The sequence below is a fragment of the Pseudomonas syringae group sp. 26L6 genome, assembly GCF_032587815.1.
Lineage (GTDB): Bacteria > Pseudomonadota > Gammaproteobacteria > Pseudomonadales > Pseudomonadaceae > Aquipseudomonas > Aquipseudomonas amygdali.
The window spans coordinates 96202-114932 of record NZ_JAWHPJ010000054.1; the positions used below are offsets into that span (position 1 = coordinate 96202).

The following is an 18731-nucleotide window of genomic DNA, read 5'->3' on the forward strand; positions in this document are numbered from 1 at the left end:
GTACTGACGCTATTTGTTTCATGAGCTTTACTGACAGCAGGCCCCTCACTTGAGGGAAGTTTCATCTACAAATGGTTGAAAAGTCTTAAATAAAATTCGGAACAGGACGACATATATAAAGTGATATTCACAAAAGACAGGCCGGATTCGTCATGACCTCGACACGTAACTGGCTACGCTTGGACACTATCTGTGAACAGATGCCTATTTGAAGCTGCAAAAGCGTCATCGCAAAACGCCCAGGATCAGCAGGATCCAGACGCATACAGGGAGTAAGGGAGTTCTATGAGGTTGCAGCCGGTCGACAGTCTTTCGCTCACCCGCACCAGTCTGGTCGAATACTATCTTTTCGGTATTCGGCTGGCCCATGGCATTGCCTGCATTCTGCCCGGCCTTGCAATCATGATGCTTATCAAGCATGACGGCCCGGAAACACAGCAGGGTTATATGACCATGCTGCTGTTTTTCGGCTTTGTCGGCGTGTTGGTGTTTCAGGCCATGGGCGTCTATTCCGAAGCGTTGTTCAGCAACGATCTGCGCATGGGCGCGCTGGCAGTTGCCTGGACCGCAGCCTTCGGGCTATTGCTGTTCATGCAACAGGCAATGGGGCTGTTCGGCTATCTCTCTCCCGAAGAATCGCTGATCTGGTACCTGACCAGCCTGGCGCTGTTCGGCATCATTCGCCTGCTGCTGTTGATGCTGTTCAAGCGGCAGATGCGCAAGGGTGTATTCCTGCAACACGCTGTGATTCTGGGCGCGACGGAAAATGGCCTGCGCCTGGCCGAGTACCTGCTTGAGCATCAGGACATCCGTTCGGGTGTCACCGGCTTTATCGACGACCGGATCGGTCGCATGCCCAAGACTGTGGCCAACCTGCCCCTGCTGGGCAATACCAGCGACCTGGAACGGCTGATTCGCGAAGAGAAAGTGACCCAGGTGCTGGTCGCCCTGCCCTGGACGGCGGAAAACCGCATGGATTACATCATTCGCGAACTGCGCAGGCTACCGGTCAACGTGTTGCTGGTGCCGGACATGATTGCCTTCCGGCATACCCACAACCGCATTACCGAAGTGGCCCGGCTGCCGATGTTCAATGCGTCGGATCTGCCGCTCAGTGGCTGGTCTCCATTCATCAAGCGCGCCGAAGATATCGTTCTGTCGTCGCTCGCTTTGCTGGTGTTGTCACCGGTAATGCTGCTGGTTGCGCTGGCGATCAAGCTCGACTCCCCAGGCCCGGTGTTTTTCCGCCAGAAGCGCTACGGTTACAACAATCGCCTGATCGAAGTATTCAAGTTCCGCTCCATGCATCAGCACCAGGCCGATGCAACGGCCGAGCGCCAGACCACCCGTGGCGATGCCAGAATCACACGGGTCGGGCGCTTCATTCGCAAGACCAGCCTGGATGAATTGCCACAGCTGTTCAACGTAGCGGCAGGCAGCATGTCAATGGTCGGGCCACGCCCACATGCGACGGCCACCAAGGCTGCAGGGATTTTGTTCGAGCAAGCGGTGAAAGAATACACGTCGCGGCATCGCGTCAAACCGGGGATCACCGGGCTGGCGCAGATTAACGGCTATCGTGGTGAAACCGACACCGTGGAAAAAATCGAAAAACGCGTCGAGTTTGATCTCGAGTACATCGAAAACTGGTCTGTCTGGTTCGACCTGTACATCCTTATGCGCACTGTGCCTGCAGTGCTATTCACTCGCGAGGCTTACTGATGAGCACGCTTATTCCCTGCATCATCGCCGGTGGCTCCGGCACCCGTCTGTGGCCGGTCTCGCGAGAAGCCATGCCCAAGCCGTTCATGCGCCTTCCCGACGGCCAGAGCCTGCTGCAGAAAACCTTCCTGCGTGCGGTCGGCCTGCCCGGAGTCGACCGCCTGCTGACGGTTACCAACCGGGAGGTGTACTTCCGCACGGTGGACGACTACCGCCAGTTGAACAAAGGCAATGCGCGTCTGGATTTCATCCTCGAGCCCTTCGGGCGTAATACCGCAGCGGCGGTCGCTGCCGCTGCGCTGCATGTCAGCCAGCTGTATGGCGATGACGCGCAGTTGCTGGTTTTGCCTGCTGATCACCTGATTACCAATGTCGAGGAATTCTCCAGAGCAGTGACGGCCGCGCAGAAGCTGGCCACTGAGGGTTGGATGGTGACGTTCGGCATCGTGCCGACCGCAGCGGAAACCGGTTTTGGCTATATCGAAAAAGGCCCGGCACTTGACGCCGATGCCTGTCAGGTCGCCCGTTTTGTCGAAAAACCCGATGCAGTCACCGCCCAGGGCTATGTGGACGGTGGTCTGCATTTCTGGAATGCCGGGATGTTCTGCATGCGTGCCGATGCCGTGCTTCAAGAGCTGCGTACTCACGCGCCTGACGTGCTGAATGCGGTCAGCAGTTGCCTGGCATCGAGCCCGCGCAAGGAAGGCAATCGTGAACTGCAAGTCGAGCTGGACAGCGAATCGTTTGCCCTGACCCCGGACATTTCCATCGACTACGCGCTGATGGAGCGCTCCGAAAAGGTCGCCGTAGTGCCCTGCCAGCTCGGCTGGAGTGATATCGGTTCCTGGCAGGCCGTGCGTGAGCTGTCTCCCGTCGACGCTCAAGGCAATTACTGCAATGGCGAAGCCGTGCTGCATGACGTCAGCAATTGCTACATCGACTCACCCAAACGTCTGGTGGGCGCTATTGGCCTCGACAACCTGATCATCATCGACACCCCCGACGCCTTGCTGATCGCAGACGGACGCCGCAGTCAGGACGTCAAGGTCATCGCTCAGGAGCTCAAGCGCCAGGGCCATGATGCCTACCGTCTGCACCGCACCGTCACGCGTCCGTGGGGCACCTACACGGTGCTCGAAGAAGGTAAGCGTTTCAAGATCAAGCGCATTGTGGTTCGCCCGCAGGCATCACTCTCATTGCAGATGCACCATCACCGCAGCGAGCACTGGATCGTGGTCAGCGGCATGGCCACCGTCACCAACGGCGAGCGTGAATTCATGCTTGATACCAACGAGTCGACGTTCATCAAACCGGGGTTCACGCACCGGCTGGTCAATCCGGGCGTCATCGACCTGGTGATGATCGAGGTGCAGAGCGGTGAGTACCTGGGCGAAGACGATATCGTGCGTTTCACCGATATTTACGGACGTGTTCCCGACAAGACTGTGAAGAGCTGATCCACGAGCGGCAAACGCCGCTTGATTCACTCGGTTTTCAATTGATAGCAACCGGAACAGGCAGTACCCGCCAACATGAATTTATTACCCGCAAGGGAGCCGTATTTGTGCTCGACAGGAGTTCAGGACCAATGAAAAGCATGATGCTGATCGCAAGCTTATTGCTGTTGAGTGCATGTAACACCCCGTCCAGGGTGGGCTTGCCGGATGACCGTGCGCAAATTGAAGCCGGTCAGGCGGCAGGTCGCGCACTGGCGGGCAAACCGCTGCCGCCGGAAAGAATCCGTCCTGGCGATACCCTGCGAATCGTGCGCAACAGTGGCGAGGCACCGTCGATTTCGGCGTTTACCGCCAACTCCATCTACGAGCTGACCCTGTTTCAGGTGCTCAACGACGGCACCTTTTCCTACCCTTACATCGGCACTGTCAAGGCTGCGGGCCTGACACTCCAGCAGTTGAATGACCTGCTGGAAAGCAAGCTGCAGAATGTCTACCGCGAGACTGCACTGACCATCAACATTTCCCAGTCACCGGGCAATACCGTGTTTGTCGGCGGTGCCGTGCGCAACTCGGTGACATTACCGGTCAATGTCGCCACCAATCTCGATCAGGCGATTGTCGGCGCGGGCGGTGTAGCGCTGGATGCCGATGCCGGCCAGGTCGCGCTGCTGCGTCAGGAAGAAAACGGGCTCTACAAGACCTACTTCTTTGATTACAGCAAATTTCTCTGGGCGGGTGGTGCGGGTGGCCCTACAGCGCCGGTGCTGCTCAAACGTGGCGACATCGTGTTCGTTCCCAAATCATCGGTCGGCAACAAGGTTGACGGCGTATCCCTGTATTTCAACCAGCTGATTCCCTTCGCGAAGTCGATCGGCCTGGGCATGAACTACGAGCTGCGCAACAACAATTAATTGTCAGGGAAACAGACATGATCAACATCCGCTCATTCCGCGACCTGCTGCGCCTGCTGTTCATTTTCAAGCGCGAAGTCAGGATCACCGTGCTGGCGACCTTCGTCATCATCCTTCTGGGCGCGTTTCTGCTCCCCAACCGCTACGAGTCCACAGCTTTGCTGCTGGTCAAGCCCGGCCGTGACAGCAGCACTGTACCTATCGAGCTGTCCGACCGTCAGGCTATCGTTATACCGAGCGGCCTGCGTGATCCGCTGCTCGACGAAGAGCGCATGCTCAGCGGGCGGCCGATCATGCGTGCCGTGTCCGAAAAATACCTCGCCGAGCTGTCTATGGTGCCGCCTGAAACCGGCGTTCTGGCGTCGGTGAAAAACGGCCTCAAGGCAGTCGTCGGGGCAGTCGTCAACGGCGTACGCAACGTTCTGCAATTTATCGGTCTGGTGGAGCATCGCTCGCAGGCCGAACGCCTGGCCGAGGATCTGGAGAAAAACTTCAAGGTCAGCCACGAACCGGGCTCGTCGGTGATGGAGCTGAGATTTACCTGGAACGACCCGGACATCGCCCAGACCGTGCTCAGGACCTGGATCACCGAGTACCAGTTGCAACGCACAAAGACACTGGGCCGGGTCAGCCTGTACGCGTTCTATGAATCGGAAGTGAAAACGACCGGCGCGAACATCATCGAGTACAAGAAGCAAATCCAGAATTACCTGAACCAGTTGAGCGCAGTGAGCATTTCCCAGCGCCTGGCGGATACCTCGCAGGGGCTCAACGATCTGCGTACCGAGCGCAACAACACAACCCGTTCCATTGCGTCTACCAAGGCCGGCCTGGACCTGCTGAAAAAGCAGTTGGCAGAGCAGCCCAAGACAGTCTCGGCAGGTCGCGAACTGGCGTTGAACCCCAATCGCCAGGACTTGCAGAACCGCATCAATGGCAAGGAAGTGGAGCGTCAGGAAATGCTCCGCTCGTTCAAGGAAGAGGCGCCGCCAATCCGGGCGATCAATGAGGAGGTCAACAACCTCAAGAAGCTGCTCAAGGAACAGGAAGCCACCGTCCAGCGCTCTGAAAGCATCACTCCCAACCCCATCTACAACCGCATGCAGAACGTGTACGCCGATCAGCAGACCAGCTACGCGCGCCTGCAAACCCAGCTCGTTCAGCAAAATGCGCAGATCGCGCAGCTGGAAAGCGACCGCCAGCAGGCACTGAATCTGGAGCCGGAGCTTTCGCGCCTGCAGAACGAACTGGATGCGGCCGAGAAAAGCTATGCGCTGTACAAGGACAGCCTGGAAAAATCGCGTATTGACCGTGAGCTGGACAACAGCCAGATCAGCAATATCGCGACCATCGAAGACGCCACCTTCAACCCCAGCCGGGTGTTCCCGAAAAGCCTGCTGATGCTGTTTCTGGCATTCCCGCTGAGTATTGTGGTCGGTGCCGTGGCGCTTTACTTCTTCTACCTGCTGGACCAGCGCATCCACGACGGCGACAAGATCGAGAGCAGCTTCGGCGTCCCGGTCTGGACCAGTCTGCCCGACCTGGAACGTGCTCAGGAGCGCAGTGCAGCCTTCACCTCCAATTTGCACCGGGTATACGGCATTCTGCCGCTCGATCAGGTAGACGAGCGCGGCCTGACCATCGGCTTCACCTCGGTCAAGTCAGGCGCGGGCGTGTCGTTCGTGATCGAGCGGCTCAGCACCTTGCTGATCGAACAGGGTCATCAGGTCCGCACCGAAGGCCGCGGGCCGGCCAGTCCTGGCGAAATCGTGTTGATCAACGCTTCGGCACTTTCCGCCAATCAGGATGCTTTTGTGCTGCTACGCAAGGCTGACCTGATCGTGTTGGTGGTGCGTGCCGAAGACACCACCGTGCCGATGCTGGAAGACACCTTGAATAACCTCAACACCGCATTCAAGAAAGTCGACGGCATCATTATCAACCGCCGTCGTTTCGAGGTACCGGAGCAGGTACTTAACTTCCTCAAACGGATCGGGAGCCGAGGCTGATGCGCATTGCCCTGCTTGCGCCGCTGCCACCCGAGCAGAACGGCATCGCCGATTATGCCGGTCACCTGCGGCATGCGCTCGAAAGCCTCGGCCTGCAGGTCAGTACACCGCTGCTGGGTGTCGGCAACGATCCACGTGCCGCAGAACGGCGCGTGGCCGAAACGGACTGGAGCGAAATCGATCTGGTCCATGCCGAACTGGGCGGCGGACGGCTGGCAGAGTTTCAGGCCCTGCGTGCCTTGCGTCGACGCTTCCCGAAGCTGCCGTTGACCGCGACAGTGCACGATCCCGAGCGGCTGGTGTGGCGGCGCGAAAAACTGCCATGGCCCTTATCGATCGCCAGCGGCATGCGCTCACCGCTGCCGGAAATGGCGACGGTGCTGGCCGACCCGCTGTGCCTGCGTGAAGAACGGCAATTGGCGCAGCACATGACCCGTCTGGTGACACTGACCCAGGCGGGCAGCCAGAGCCTGCGTCAGCGCATGGGGCTGAAAACCGCACAGATGGCGGTGATCAGTCACGGCAACGTCGCCATCGCTCCCGCCCCGCTACCACCTCTGAAGCCATTGCGCCTGCTGTATTTCGGCTTCATTTATCGCGGCAAGGGAATCGAAGACCTGCTTGATGCGCTGGCCAGCGTTTTCACCGCGCAGCCTGCGTTGAGGTCGACCGTACGCCTGACCCTGGCAGGCGGCAGCGAGCCGGAAATGGCCTTCGGCCCGTCCGGCAGCTACCTGGAGCAACTGCGCCTGCGTATCCGCCAACTGGGCCTTGTCGATCTGATCGACTGGCAACTGGACCTGCCTGCCGAGCAGATCCCGCAGGTAATCCAGGCCCATCACGTGATGGTCCTGCCTTATCGCGAATCGAGCAAACTGAAGCTTCTGGGCAAACTGCGCGGCACCAGCGGCGCGCTGTCATGGGCGGTGGCGTGTGGCAGGGGCGTGATTACTTCTGATGCACGCTCGTTTGCCGAAGAAGTCTCGCACGGCAACGGCATGATTTATCCGCAAGGCGATGTGGACGGACTGGCAAAGGCTCTGACGCAAGCTTGCGCGGATCCGGAGCTGGTCAAAAAATGGGCCGAAAACGCCTCGCACATGGGCAAGGCCAGAGTCTGGAGTCACACCGCAGAGCATTTTCGGGATGTATTCCGCCAGGCGTGCGAGGAGAAGTGACATGCAGCGTCCATCCAGATTCCGGCAAATCGTCGCGAGCGCACTGCTCAGCGCAGCAATGACTGGCGCGGCCCAGGCAGCAACGGTCCTCAAGGCACCTCGCGAGGTGGTCTGGGCGGACTTTCTGGGCGTCAACGTGCAGTTTCAATATTTTGCGCCTGACATCTACCAACAACAGATGAGCCGCCTGGACGAACTGGGCCTCAACTGGGTGCGCCTGACCATTCACTGGCCGGTGATCGAGCCGCAAAAGGATCACTACGCACTGACCGAGCTGGATGCCGCCATGGCCGCAATCAAGGCGCACAGCTACAACACGGTGGCTTATCTGGTGGGCGCGGCACCTTTCGCCAGCAGCGCACCGGCCGGTGCGAAAAGCCGCGATCAGTATCCGCCCACGGATTTCAACGTATTTGCCGCACGCATGACCGCCCTGGCCCAGCGCTATCCACAGGTGAACAACTGGCAGGTCTGGAACGAGCCGAACATTGTCTGGCTGCCCAAGGAGGATCCGACCGCCTATGGACGCCTGCTGACCACCACTGCCAGCGCGATTCGCGCCGCCCTGCCGGACAAGACCATCGTCACTGCGGGCATGGCTTATTACAGTCAGATGCACAGTACCTCTGGCTACATGCTGCAGGCCCTGCTCGATAATGGCCTGGGCCAGCAGAACATCGTGGCGGCATACCATCCGTACTCCGAGTACCCCGAAGGCGATTCGCTACCGGACCGCGATTTTCTGGTGCGCGCCAATGCCATGAACCAGTTGCTGCACAGCAATGGCGTCAAGCAGGTGTGGGCCACTGAATGGGGCTGGTCAAGCTATGCAGGCCCAGTGGAGATGCAACATTTGATTGGCACTTCAGGTCAGGCCGACTACACCCTGCGCCGTCTGGCACTGATGAGTGCGATGGATTTTCAGCGCATCTTCCTGTTCAATCTCAGTGATCTGGATGAGCGCGCCTCGGCCCGCGATCAGGGTTACGGCCTGCTTGACCTGCAAGCCAGCCCCAAGCCGGTCTACACCGCACTGCAGAATTTTCTCAAGATCACCGGCCCGCGCCTGCAACCCGCCGAGCCGCCCGCAGTGAGCCGTGTACCGGACGATCTGTACGCAGTGCCGTGGACCCGTGACGATGGCACTCATCTACTGATGTTCTGGAGTGCGACCGGCACCTCGCTGAATTTCCCGAACATCACCGACGCGGTCGTGCATGACCCGCTGAGCGGCAGCCGCACTCCATTGTCCGCAAGCCAGGGTGTCACTCTGCTGCTGAAGCCGACTCTGCAAATTCTGGAATGGAAGCCCTGAGTATGCGAATTCTATGGACGCTCCCTTACCTGCCCTGGCCTACCACCAGCGGCGGCAAAACCCGGGAATACCATTTGCTGCGCAATCTGGCAGCCCGCGGCCATCGCATCACCCTGCTGGTGCAGTCCAAGAACGCGCTGGACGACAGCGCTCGTTCGGCACTGGAACCCTGGCTGGAGCGCTTGATCGTGATCGATCGACGCCCGCTGTTAAGCCTGCGCACGTTGCTGGCCGTGGCGTTTGCACCTGCGCCGATGCTCGCCAGCGTCAACGGCTACGCCCCGAAACTGGAAAAAGTCTTCGAGCAATTGCTTGAAGAGGACTGGGACATCATCCAGTTGCAGCACACCTATTTCTTTCAGCCATTCGAACGCGTACTCAAGCGTTCGGGCAAACCGTTCGTGCTGACCGAACATAATGTTGAATCAGACCTTGGCGCTGCCAGTTACGACCGCCTGCCACGCTGGGCCAATGCCTTCGCCGTGTATGACCGCTGGCGCTACCGGCGTTGGGAAACCCGGGTATTTCGCCAGACCGGCGAGTTGATCGCGGTCACCGAAGACGACGCCAAGGTGCTGTCGCGCTTGAGCGGCAGGGCCACGTCTTATGTCGTCAACAGCGTCGACTGCGCTTACTACGCCAGCGTTCATGCGGACCGAAACAGCCATCGCCTGCTGTTCATCGGCAACTACGAATATGGCCCCAATATCGATGCCATCGAATGGGCGCTGGACGAAATCATGCCGCTGGTCTGGGCTCAGGCACCTGCTGTGCGCTTTGCCATCGGCGGCTTCGGGCTGCCTGAAGCCTGGCGTGAACGCTGGCCTGACCCGCGTATCGAATGGCTGGGTTTCGTACCTGACCTGCGCGTCTTGCAGGCCAGTGCCTCAATGTTCTTCGCGCCCCTGCGCCAGGGCGGCGGCTCCAAGCTCAAGACGCTGGAAGCCATGGCCGCCGGACTGCCGGTAGTCACTACCGCGCAAGGCGTTTCCGGGTTGTCGGTCACCAATGGCGAACATTACCTGGGCAGCGAAGACGCGTCCGGGCTGGCAACCCTGATCGTTGAATACACCGATAAACCGTTACGGCTCGACCAGATTGGCGAAGCCGGCCGCGTTTATGTGCGTGCCCGGCACGACTGGTCCGTTTCGGCCGCCCAGCTGGAAGTGATCTACACCCGCTTTTCGCTCCCCAAGCAAGGATCGCGCTCATGCGTATAGGACTCGACTACCGCGCGGCAGCCGGTTACCCCATCAGCGGCATCGGTCGCCAGAATTTCGCGCTGGAACAGGCGTTTCGTGAACATCCGGACGTGCAATTGCAGCTGTTCGGCGTGGCCCCCTACGATCATCCGGTACGCCGTTTGATGCACACCCCACGCTGGGCGGCACCACTGGACTCGGTTCATCGCCTGCCGGATCGCTTGCGCTTCGAAGGCATGTTCCTGCCGGGCGCCCTGCGTGATGCCGGGGTGCAGATCTACTTCGCCAACATCAACATGGGCCTGCCGCTGGGGCGCAAACCGGCTGACATGCGCTACGTATTACAGCTGCACGATCTGTTTCAGATCACTCAGCACAACAGTCACGGCTCACGACTGAAAGCCAGGATTTACCGGCTGACCGACTACCTGTCGATTGCCTGGTCGCTGAAAGTGGCCGACCAGATCTGGGTGCCGTCGCAATTCACTGCCAACGAAGTCGCGCGCCTGTTTCCCAGGGTCAAAGGCAAGCTGCGCGTGGTGCCGTTGCTGGTAGAAGGTTTCAAGGGTGAGCCGGCTGATATCAGCCAACTGCGAATGCCCCTGCGTTACTGGCTATGCGTGGGCACACGCGAACCGCGCAAGAACATCAAGTGGTTCGTGGATGCCTGGCAGACCGCACGCATGCAATTTGTCGACACCCCGGAACTGGTACTGGTCGGTGGCGACGATCCGCTGACCGAAGCCCAGCGCCAGTTACCGGGCCTGCACGTGCTCAGCGGCCTGAGCGATGCAGAACTGCACGCGGTCTACCAAAGTGCCGAGCGACTCTGGCAGCCGTCCAGAAGCGAAGGCTTCGGGCTACCGGTGATCGAAGCACTGAACACAGGCACGCCGGTTGCCGTGGCCACCGGCTCTTCGCTGGATGAAATCGCTCCGCCCGACAGCCCGCGCTTTTCACCTGTCGACAGTGGCAACCTGATCAGACTGATGGGCACGTTGTCGCATGCGCCCGGAGAGGACCCCGCAGTTGCCAGGGAATGGACAGAGCGCTACCAGTTGAAAGCCTTTTGCGAACGCGTGCACGCGACGCTGGAGGAATTGCGCTGATGCCACTGGCCTTACCCCTGGGGCTGATGTTCAGCCTGATATTCGGTGTGATGATCTGCATGCTGCCTGCACCGTTCGTCGTGGCGGCAGCAATCGGTCTGGCAGCGGCGGCCACGATCATTCGCCGCCCGGTCCGTGGGCTCGTGCTGTTCTGCCTGATCGGGACCTTCCTGCCCTACTCTACAATTCAGATTGGCGTTCGTACCACGGTGTCCGAAGCGCTGATCATGCTGACCTGGGCCAGCTACCTGCTGCATGCAGTCTTTCAGGAACGCAACACTGTGCCCAAAATGCTGAGCACCGAAAAACTGCTGGTGGCATTGATGCTGTTCAGTGCGTTCCCGTTTCTGGTCGGCCAGTTGACCGTCGTCGCAGACGGCAACGGCCCGATCAACTGGGTTCGCTGGCTGTTCAACCTGTCTATCCTGTTTCTGGTGCCGCGCTTGCTGACCGACCTCAAGACCCTGGAAAAGGCGGTCATGGCGCTGCTCGGCGGGACTTTGCTGCTTTTGGTGCTGTCGATCTCGGTGTATGTGACCAAAGGCTCGGCAACTGCCATCATTCCGATCCTCGGCAGCCTGGGCTACAGCGGTGCAGACATCTTGAGCGAGAGCCTGCTTTCGCTTGCCAGCCGCATGGGCTCACCGTGGATGCACCCCAACGTGGCAGGCGGTGCTCTGGCCATGTTGCTGCCACTGGCATTCTGCTTCGGTATGACGCGCACCGGCTCGGCGCGCAGACTGGGCCTGACGGTGGCGGCACTGGGTGCCATCGGTCTGTTGCTGACCGGCTCACGCGGCGCGCTGCTGAGCCTGATCGCCGTGATGCTGTTGATGGCCCGACGACGCATTCCGCATCTGGGACGGCTGTTGATGGGCGGACTGGTCGCCGGTATTTTCCTGCTGGCGTTCTACCCGCCGCTGCAGGACCGGCTGATGGGGTTGTTTACCGCCGACGACGCCAGTACCGCGATTCGCTTCTTGGAATACAGTCATTTTCCCGACGCAGTCGCCACCTTCCCGTTCGGCATAGGCTTCAAGGTCGACCCGCCGGTACTGGGCTATACAAAATTCGGTATTTCCAACCTGTGGCTGAACTTCATCTACAAGATCGGCCTGCCGGGCATGTTGCTGTTCATCGCCGTGACCATCAGTTGGTGGAAAGAAGTTCGCCCAGGCAGCGACCGGGTAGTGCTGACTCGGGAAAACGCCATTGCGCTGGGCTGCACCACGGGCGTGCTGTCTGCTTTGTTCAGCGGCCTGTTTGACCACTACTTCAGTTTCACCAGCGTGCTGGTTGCCTTGTTCTGGCTATTTGTCGGTATCAGCCTGCACGAAACCAGACGCCTGCGCGCCAAGGCCGAAACGACTCCTCAACACCCTGACGCCTCACACGAGCCGGGAGCCTCCTCATGAAACACCGCATGATGCATTCTCATAATCTCAGAGAGGCACTGCCCGACTACGCGCGCAAGATGGCGGTGCCGCTCGAAGAGCTGGAAGCCGCCTACCAGTGGATGCTGGACAACGAAGTGTGCTTTGAAACACGTATCAAGGATCGCACCCTGTCGTTCATCTGCTACCTGAATATCGAACCAAGAATCGAAAACCCGCTGGCGCGGCGCTTCTACAAGCTGCTGTCCAGCGAAACCCTGGGCGCGCTGATTCCTTTGTACGGAATCAACTGGCCGACCCTGCGTGACCGCATGTTGCGGACCTGGGAACAGGCTTACAACATCCTGATCTGCAAGATCCCCAGCCATACCCTGCGCCTGCTGTGGTTGCGCATCGGTGGAGCGAAAATCGGCAAGGGTTCGACGGTGTGGCGCAATACCGAGGTGCTGGGCGTCGATAGCCTGCGCATCGGCAACGACACCACTGTGGGCTGGCACTGCCAGCTTGACGCCCGTGGCGGGCTGGTGATTGGCGATCACGTCACCATCGCTTCACACGTGCTGATTATCGCGGGTGGACACGACCTTGCCGAGCCCGAATTCTGGGCGGTCGGCGGGCCGGTGTTCATCGGCGACTACGCATGGATCTGCAGCCGCGCGCTGCTCTCGTTCGGTGCAGACATCGGCGAAGGCGCGGTAGTGGGCGGCAACAGTGTGGTATCCAAACCTGTCGCGCCATATGCGATCGTCAGCGGGCCGAATGCCGAGGTCAAGGGTGAGCGCGCCCGCGGCCTCAAGTACAAGGTGGGCGGCAAAGGCCTGTTCACCCTGTTTCACTGATCGGCAGGGCGCGCGATGCTGGGCTCGACACTTTGGCTGACACTGGCCACCCTCACCGGCCTGGCAGCCGGTTTTGCCCGTGAATGGCTGTTGGTGGCAGCCTGGGGTGCCGGCAGTCAGAGCGATGCCTTTCTGGTCTCGATGTTTTTGCCCGAAGCGCTGCGCATGTCACTGGCCGCGGGGCTGCTCAGCGCTGCCGCCCTGCCCCTTTATCAGCAACGTCCGGCTGACCGGCAACAACGCTGGCTGGGCTGCATGGCACCGCGTTTGTTATTGACCGGGGTGGCATTGAGCGCAGTGCTGGCGATCGGTGCAGGGTTTCTGGTGCGTCTTATCGGTCCAGGGCTGGACGCCGACGGCTATGCACAGGCAGCCAGCGGCCTGCGCTGGCTGGCCTGGTGCGCGCCCGGTTTCATGCTCCACGCGCTGTTTTGCATACCTTTGCAGGCCCGTTCGCGCTTCGTGCTGGCCGGGCTCGGCTCGCTGCTGTTCAACCTGCCGCCCGTTATCTACCTCGCCACGTTCAGCCACGCCGCAACATCGACCGGGCTAGCCAGCGCGTGCGTACTGGGCAGCGTGCTGATGCCGGGCGTGTTGTTGCCTGCCCTGTATCGTTCGGGATGGCGACCCTGGCAGTGGCAATCAGAAGCCGGTGCCGTGCGCGAACTGCTGCAACGCATCGGTCCACTGCTGAGCAGCAACCTGGCCAGCCAGGGCCTTGCCTTGCTTGAGCGAATGGTCGCGTCGTTGCTCGGTGAAGGCGCGGTAACCTGGGTCAATCTGGCGCGCAAACTGATCAACCTGCCGCTCATTGCATTGATGAGCCTGAACCAGGTACTGCTCGGACTGATGAGCGGCAGCGCGGGCGAGCAGCGTTTGTCGCTACTCAGACGCGGGCTGGGCAGCGCCACATTACTGACCCTGCCGGCCGTAGCCGGGCTGATCGGTGCGGCCGGTGCGCTGGTGACCCTGTTGCTGCCCAATCAGAGCCATGAGGGTCCGTTGCCTGAGCTGCTGGCCTGGTTTGCCGTGCCGCTGATGTTTGGTGCCTGGAACGCCTTGCTGGCGCGCTACGCCTACGCCGCCGGTGACACGCGCCTGCCGCTCAACTGCGAGTTGATCGGCAGTCTGTGTAACGCGCTGCTGCTGGCGACGCTGCCCTTTGTCTTCGGCCTGACCGGTATCGCCATCGCGGCGCTGGGCGGCGCGCTGGTCACAGGCGTGCTGCTGATGCGCCGTCAGGCGTTGCTCGGCGTTTTGCCGTGGCGCAGTCACTGGCTGCTGGCCAGCCTGCTGATGATCTTCGCCGCCCTGCTCCTGCACCCGCTTCACGACACCTGGCTGCAATTGGGCCTGAGCTGTGTTTACGGCGCTTTGCTGCTGCTCGGGCTGGCGTTGTGGCTCAAACCATGGCGCAACGTGCCTGCCTGATCGGCAGACTGCCGACAGGCCTCCCTGAACCGCTCCAGGCTCGGTGAGACGAACTTGTCGCGGTGAGTGATCATGAAGAACCGACGATTGAGCGGCGGCAGCGGGCTGGCGAGCGTGCGCAATTGCCCGCTCAGCAGCAGATCAGCGACGATACGACGAGACAGACAACTGATGCCAATGCCTTGAGCGAGGGTGCGCATTATTGCTTCAGAACTGCCTACCTGGCGCATGTCCTGCAGATCGTGCAAATGCCTGAGCAACAAGTGCTCGACCTCCTCCCGGGTCCCCGAACCCTGCTCACGCAACAGCCATTCAGCGTTTTGCAGCTCCCCCAGTGAAACCTGCTGTTGTCGAGCCAACGGATGAGCGCTGCCGGCAACAATGACCATTTCATCGACCAGCCATGGCTCGGCGATCAGCTCTGGCAGATGGCACGGTGCCTCGATGAGGCCCATATCGATTTCAAACTGCGCGACCTTGCGAGCAATCAGTGTGCTGTTGCCGATGTCCACATCGACTCGCAGCAGAGGCGTCGAACTGCGCAGTGCGCCGACTATCTGCGGCACGACGTAATTGCCAATGGTGCTGCTACTGCCGATTCGCAGGCGAGCATTCAAGGTCGCGCCCGGCAATAGAAAGCTGTCTTCGATCTGCTGGGCATTTTCCAGCATCTTCATGGCACGTGGCAGCAATGTCTGGCCGTTATCGTTGAGGACCAGCCGCTTGCCCACCCGGTCGAACAGCCGGGTGCCCAGCGCACTTTCCAGCTCGTTCAATGCCGCACTGGTAGCCGACTGGGACAAAGACAAGGCATGACCCGCGCTGGTGGTACTGCCACAGCGGGTGATTGCGCAAAAAATCTGTAATTGACGCAGGTTGAGTCTCAAGACTGAACTCCGTAGCCGGGCAAACCTACCTGAAAATCAGGTAACAAGAAGATAGATTACCCGTTTAGAAGATTTTCTGTGACTGCGTAGACTGAAACCTGTTCCCCATTCAGCAGCAGGATACGGCCATGAGCAGGTTCGCTATTATCAACAAGGGCAACGCGCCTCTCGCAGCGCTGACGAGCCCGCTGGAGGCCGTTCGACAGTTCACCCCCAATTGGTTCGCAGTGACTATGGGCACCGGAATTTTGTCACTGGCACTGGCGCAACTGCCGGGGGACATTGCTGCATTGCGCACGCTGGGTGAAGCGTTATGGTTCCTGAACATCGGCCTGTTCACCCTCTTCAGCGTTATGTACGCCAGTCGCTGGCTGCTGTTTTTCGACGAGGCGCGTCAGGTGTTCGGGCACTCCACCGTATCGATGTTCTTCGGCACCATTCCCATGGGGCTGGCGACTGTCATCAGCGGCCTGCTGGTGTATGGTCCGGCGCGCTGGGGTACTGCTATCGTGCCGCTGGCCGAAGCATTGTGGTGGCTGGATGTAGCAATGGCCCTGGCGTGTGGCGTGTTGATTCCGTTCATGATGTTTACCCGTCAGGAACACAGTATCGAGAAGATGACCGCTGTCTGGCTGTTGCCCGTGGTGGCAGCAGAAGTTGCAGCAGCCTGCGGCGGGCTGCTGACCCCCAACCTCGCAGCCGCTGATTCGCAGTTCACCGTGCTGATCACCAGCTACGTGTTGTGGGCCTACTCGGTACCGGTGGCATTGAGCATTCTGGTGATTCTGCTGTTGCGTCTGGCATTGCACAAACTGCCTCATGAAAGCATGGCGGCGTCGAGCTGGCTGGCACTTGGCCCTATCGGCACAGGCGCATTGGGCATGCTGGTGATGGGCAACGAGGCCCCGGTCATCTTTGCCGCCCACGGCCTGGCGTCGCTCGGCACGGTGGTGGCTGGCATCGGTGTGATGGTCGGTACGCTGTTCTGGGGGCTGGGGCTATGGTGGTTGGCGCTGGCTGTATTGATCACCGCGCGTTACTTCAAGCAGGGTATCGAATTCAATCTGGGCTGGTGGGCATTTACCTTCCCGCTCGGCGTGTATGCGCTGGCGACGCTCAAACTCGGCGCTAGCCTGCACCTGAGCTTTTTCGACGTGTTTGGTACCGGGCTCGTCGCGCTGCTGGCACTGATGTGGTCGGTGGTGTCGGCACGTACTCTGGCAGGCGCCTACCGGGGGCATCTGTTCGTCTCGCCGTGCATTGCTTCGAGCCAATGTGTCCGCCGGTAATTTGCCTTGAACTTACCTCGCGGACGAAGCGCCTGAGAGAAACATCTTCAGGACAGAGAGCACTCATGCATACCTCAGAATTTTCCGGTAACTACGGCGCTCGCGATGAAAACATCGTTATCAATTCGTATACCACGGTGTTGCGCAGGAACGGCGTTCCTCATGACTTGTTCGCCACCTACTGGCGCGATGTTCACGGCCCTCTGTGCGCGAGGCTTGAGGGCCTTGGCTGGTATGTGCAGCATCACTTGACGCGTGAAAAGGATGGTCATTTGTGGCCGCTGATCGAAGGCGTCACACCACTGCCGGGCTACGTGCTGGATGGCGGTGTGGAGATCGGCTTTCTATCCGCCGAAAGTCAGCAACAATTCAAGGACGCCAGCGCTCTGCTGTTCTCCGACGAGCAGAACATGTTTGAGCAAACCATTGCTTACGACGTGCCGGATGGCTCCAGCACACTGGTGGATCGACTGCCCGATCCGATTCCCAACGAAACGGCGACGCTGGACAAAATGCACCTGCATTTCCATCTCGCCAGCGATGACCTGCCCGCCGCCCGCAAGGCCATTGAAAAGCTCGCGAATGAAATGGCCGGTGCCGATGCCGTACTCAAACTGCGCCTGCACCTCGCGCAACCCTACGACAACGCGCAGCCGGCACCGCCTGCGCCCGACGTTGATCACAAGGTCGAGGCGTCACGCCTGAACATCATCATGATGGAACTGGTGTTCGAATCGGCCTGGGCCCGTCGAACCTATTACGCCAGCGAGCACTTTAAGGCCATCACGCGAGGGATCAGCGAGCACGTGCGTTACATCACGCCGTTTGGCGTCAGCGGTGTCTATACCTACGTGCGCGACGCGGTCATGACCACCGCAGGCATACGTGGCAGCAGACAGGCCGAGCTGATCCGCCAACTGGGTGCGATCAATCAGACCCGGCCCGAGATCGAGCGCCTGTTTGGCGCGGCGCCCTGAAGGGCTTTTGAGCTGACAGTTATCTCATCCTGCACGCTTCGAAATCGTGCTTTACTCAAAAAAAATGGAATCGGGTGACGCCTGTGAAAGCTCTGACGACTCGTGAGGTGTATCAGCAACTGCGGGATGCTGCGATGGGCACACGGTCGTTGAGGCTTATCGGCACAACCTCCGGCTCCGGGCTGCAACAGGTCGATATCGACGGCTGGTTGCTGACGCTGGAAATAACCGATGGCAGCCCGACGCGCTGTCGGTCGTGCTGCTGTCCGCAAGGCCGTGAGGGCTCGTTCGAAAGCTGGCTGCGCACCGACCCGGTCAGTTTGCTCAGTGGCTGGGAGCATGCGCAGATCGAGCAGTTGTTGAGTGAGGCGGCCGATCAGGTCCGGGGGGCAGTCACCTGAGTCTCAATGACCGTTCCTGCAACGCATCCGTTATTAATGGCTGAGTACCGCAGGTTCGAAAACGGGCGTCGGGCATGCCTATGCGCACTTGAGTCACGACAGTTTGGCAGAGGTACCCCTCGTTCCTCACGCACCGTTTGGGAATGCAGTTCGTGACGCCCTGCGTCATACGGCGGTTCTGTTATTTCAGGTGGATTAAGGTTCGGCTCAGGTCACCTTTGCGCCCTTACGGCGCCTTACTTTGAGGGACCAAAGTAAGCAACGTCCCCGCTCCTGTTTCCGGCCCGACTTCGTCGGGTTCCTTCGCCCTGTCACTAACGTCGCACTCTGCGTCGTCAGTGCCATCGCGGTAAAAAAACAATGCGCTGAGAGCGGCTGCTGTTTGACCATCGTTCCAACGCTCCGCGTGGGAATGCAGTTCGTGACGCTCTGCGTCACACGCCGGTTCTGTGGTGTAAGGTGAATCGGGGCTCGACTCAGGTCACCTTTTCGCCCCTCGGCGAGTTACTTCGATAACGTCGCACTCCGTGTCTTCAGTGCCATGGTGATTGAAAAGCGCTTTGCCTGGACTCGGCCCATTGCTGAATCGATTAACTAGGCGTTAAATAGC

At 59.9% G+C, this 18731-nt stretch carries 14 protein-coding genes and 1 pseudogene; 14 read left to right on the plus strand and 1 reads right to left on the minus strand.

Annotated features, from left to right (window positions below):
• Positions 1-285: 285 nt before the first annotated feature.
• The 11 genes from RYA97_RS23285 to RYA97_RS23335 all read left to right on the plus strand — a co-directional run bounded on the left by RYA97_RS23285 (position 286) and on the right by RYA97_RS23335 (position 14567).
• The gene (locus RYA97_RS23285; protein ID WP_005744468.1) at positions 286-1722 is read left to right on the plus strand and encodes an undecaprenyl-phosphate glucose phosphotransferase; all 1437 of its coding nucleotides are present in this window, start codon (positions 286-288) and stop codon (positions 1720-1722) included.
• On the plus strand, positions 1722-3179 hold the full coding sequence (locus RYA97_RS23290; protein WP_005744470.1) for a mannose-1-phosphate guanylyltransferase/mannose-6-phosphate isomerase: 1458 nt from the start codon (positions 1722-1724) through the stop codon (positions 3177-3179). Before RYA97_RS23285 ends, RYA97_RS23290 begins: the two co-directional genes overlap by 1 nt.
• A gap of 131 nt (positions 3180-3310) precedes the next feature.
• A complete protein-coding gene (locus tag RYA97_RS23295; RefSeq protein WP_004656922.1) occupies positions 3311-4090 on the plus strand; it encodes a polysaccharide biosynthesis/export family protein in 780 nt (259 codons plus the stop codon).
• Between the two features lie 17 nt (positions 4091-4107).
• Positions 4108-6099 (plus strand): GumC family protein, encoded by a 1992-nt coding sequence (locus tag RYA97_RS23300; protein ID WP_005744471.1) that lies wholly within the window; start codon positions 4108-4110, stop codon positions 6097-6099.
• Positions 6099-7277 (plus strand): glycosyltransferase, encoded by a 1179-nt coding sequence (locus RYA97_RS23305; protein ID WP_004656925.1) that lies wholly within the window; start codon positions 6099-6101, stop codon positions 7275-7277. Before RYA97_RS23300 ends, RYA97_RS23305 begins: the two co-directional genes overlap by 1 nt.
• A 1-nt stretch (position 7278) precedes the next feature.
• Entirely contained in the window at positions 7279-8592 is a 1314-nt protein-coding gene (locus tag RYA97_RS23310; protein ID WP_044293415.1) for a cellulase family glycosylhydrolase, read from the plus strand.
• Between the two features lie 2 nt (positions 8593-8594).
• Positions 8595-9812 carry a glycosyltransferase family 4 protein gene (locus tag RYA97_RS23315; RefSeq protein WP_005780622.1) on the plus strand — a complete coding sequence of 406 codons (1218 nt, stop codon included), beginning with the start codon at positions 8595-8597 and terminating at the stop codon, positions 9810-9812.
• Complete coding sequence (locus RYA97_RS23320) at positions 9803-10903, plus strand: glycosyltransferase family 4 protein (protein ID WP_005744476.1); 1101 nt, start codon at positions 9803-9805, stop codon at positions 10901-10903. The genes RYA97_RS23315 and RYA97_RS23320 overlap by 10 nt, the downstream gene beginning before the upstream one ends.
• Positions 10903-12318, plus strand: coding sequence for an O-antigen ligase family protein (locus RYA97_RS23325; RefSeq protein WP_005744477.1), 1416 nt, complete (start codon positions 10903-10905; stop codon positions 12316-12318). The genes RYA97_RS23320 and RYA97_RS23325 overlap by 1 nt, the downstream gene beginning before the upstream one ends.
• Positions 12315-13136 carry an acyltransferase gene (locus RYA97_RS23330; RefSeq protein WP_004665762.1) on the plus strand — a complete coding sequence of 274 codons (822 nt, stop codon included), beginning with the start codon at positions 12315-12317 and terminating at the stop codon, positions 13134-13136. Before RYA97_RS23325 ends, RYA97_RS23330 begins: the two co-directional genes overlap by 4 nt.
• Positions 13137-13151: 15 nt before the next feature.
• A complete protein-coding gene (locus tag RYA97_RS23335; RefSeq protein ID WP_005744479.1) occupies positions 13152-14567 on the plus strand; it encodes a lipid II flippase MurJ in 1416 nt (471 codons plus the stop codon).
• Here RYA97_RS23335 and RYA97_RS23340 read toward each other — a convergent pair.
• Complete coding sequence (locus tag RYA97_RS23340) at positions 14501-15454, minus strand: LysR family transcriptional regulator (RefSeq protein ID WP_016982106.1); 954 nt, start codon at positions 15452-15454, stop codon at positions 14501-14503. The two genes, RYA97_RS23335 and RYA97_RS23340, sit on opposite strands and share 67 nt — an antisense overlap.
• A gap of 128 nt (positions 15455-15582) precedes the next feature.
• Here RYA97_RS23340 and RYA97_RS23345 point away from each other — a divergent pair, with 128 nt between their 5' ends.
• The 3 genes and pseudogenes from RYA97_RS23345 (at position 15583) to RYA97_RS23355 (ending at position 18131) form a co-directional block, all read left to right on the plus strand.
• Positions 15583-16743 carry a TDT family transporter gene (locus tag RYA97_RS23345; RefSeq protein ID WP_005744481.1) on the plus strand — a complete coding sequence of 387 codons (1161 nt, stop codon included), beginning with the start codon at positions 15583-15585 and terminating at the stop codon, positions 16741-16743.
• A gap of 65 nt (positions 16744-16808) precedes the next feature.
• A complete protein-coding gene (locus RYA97_RS23350) occupies positions 16809-17720 on the plus strand; it encodes a hypothetical protein (RefSeq protein ID WP_117139576.1) in 912 nt (303 codons plus the stop codon).
• A gap of 83 nt (positions 17721-17803) precedes the next feature.
• Positions 17804-18131 (plus strand): annotated as a pseudogene (locus tag RYA97_RS23355) (hypothetical protein).
• The last annotated feature ends 600 nt before the right edge of the window (positions 18132-18731 follow it).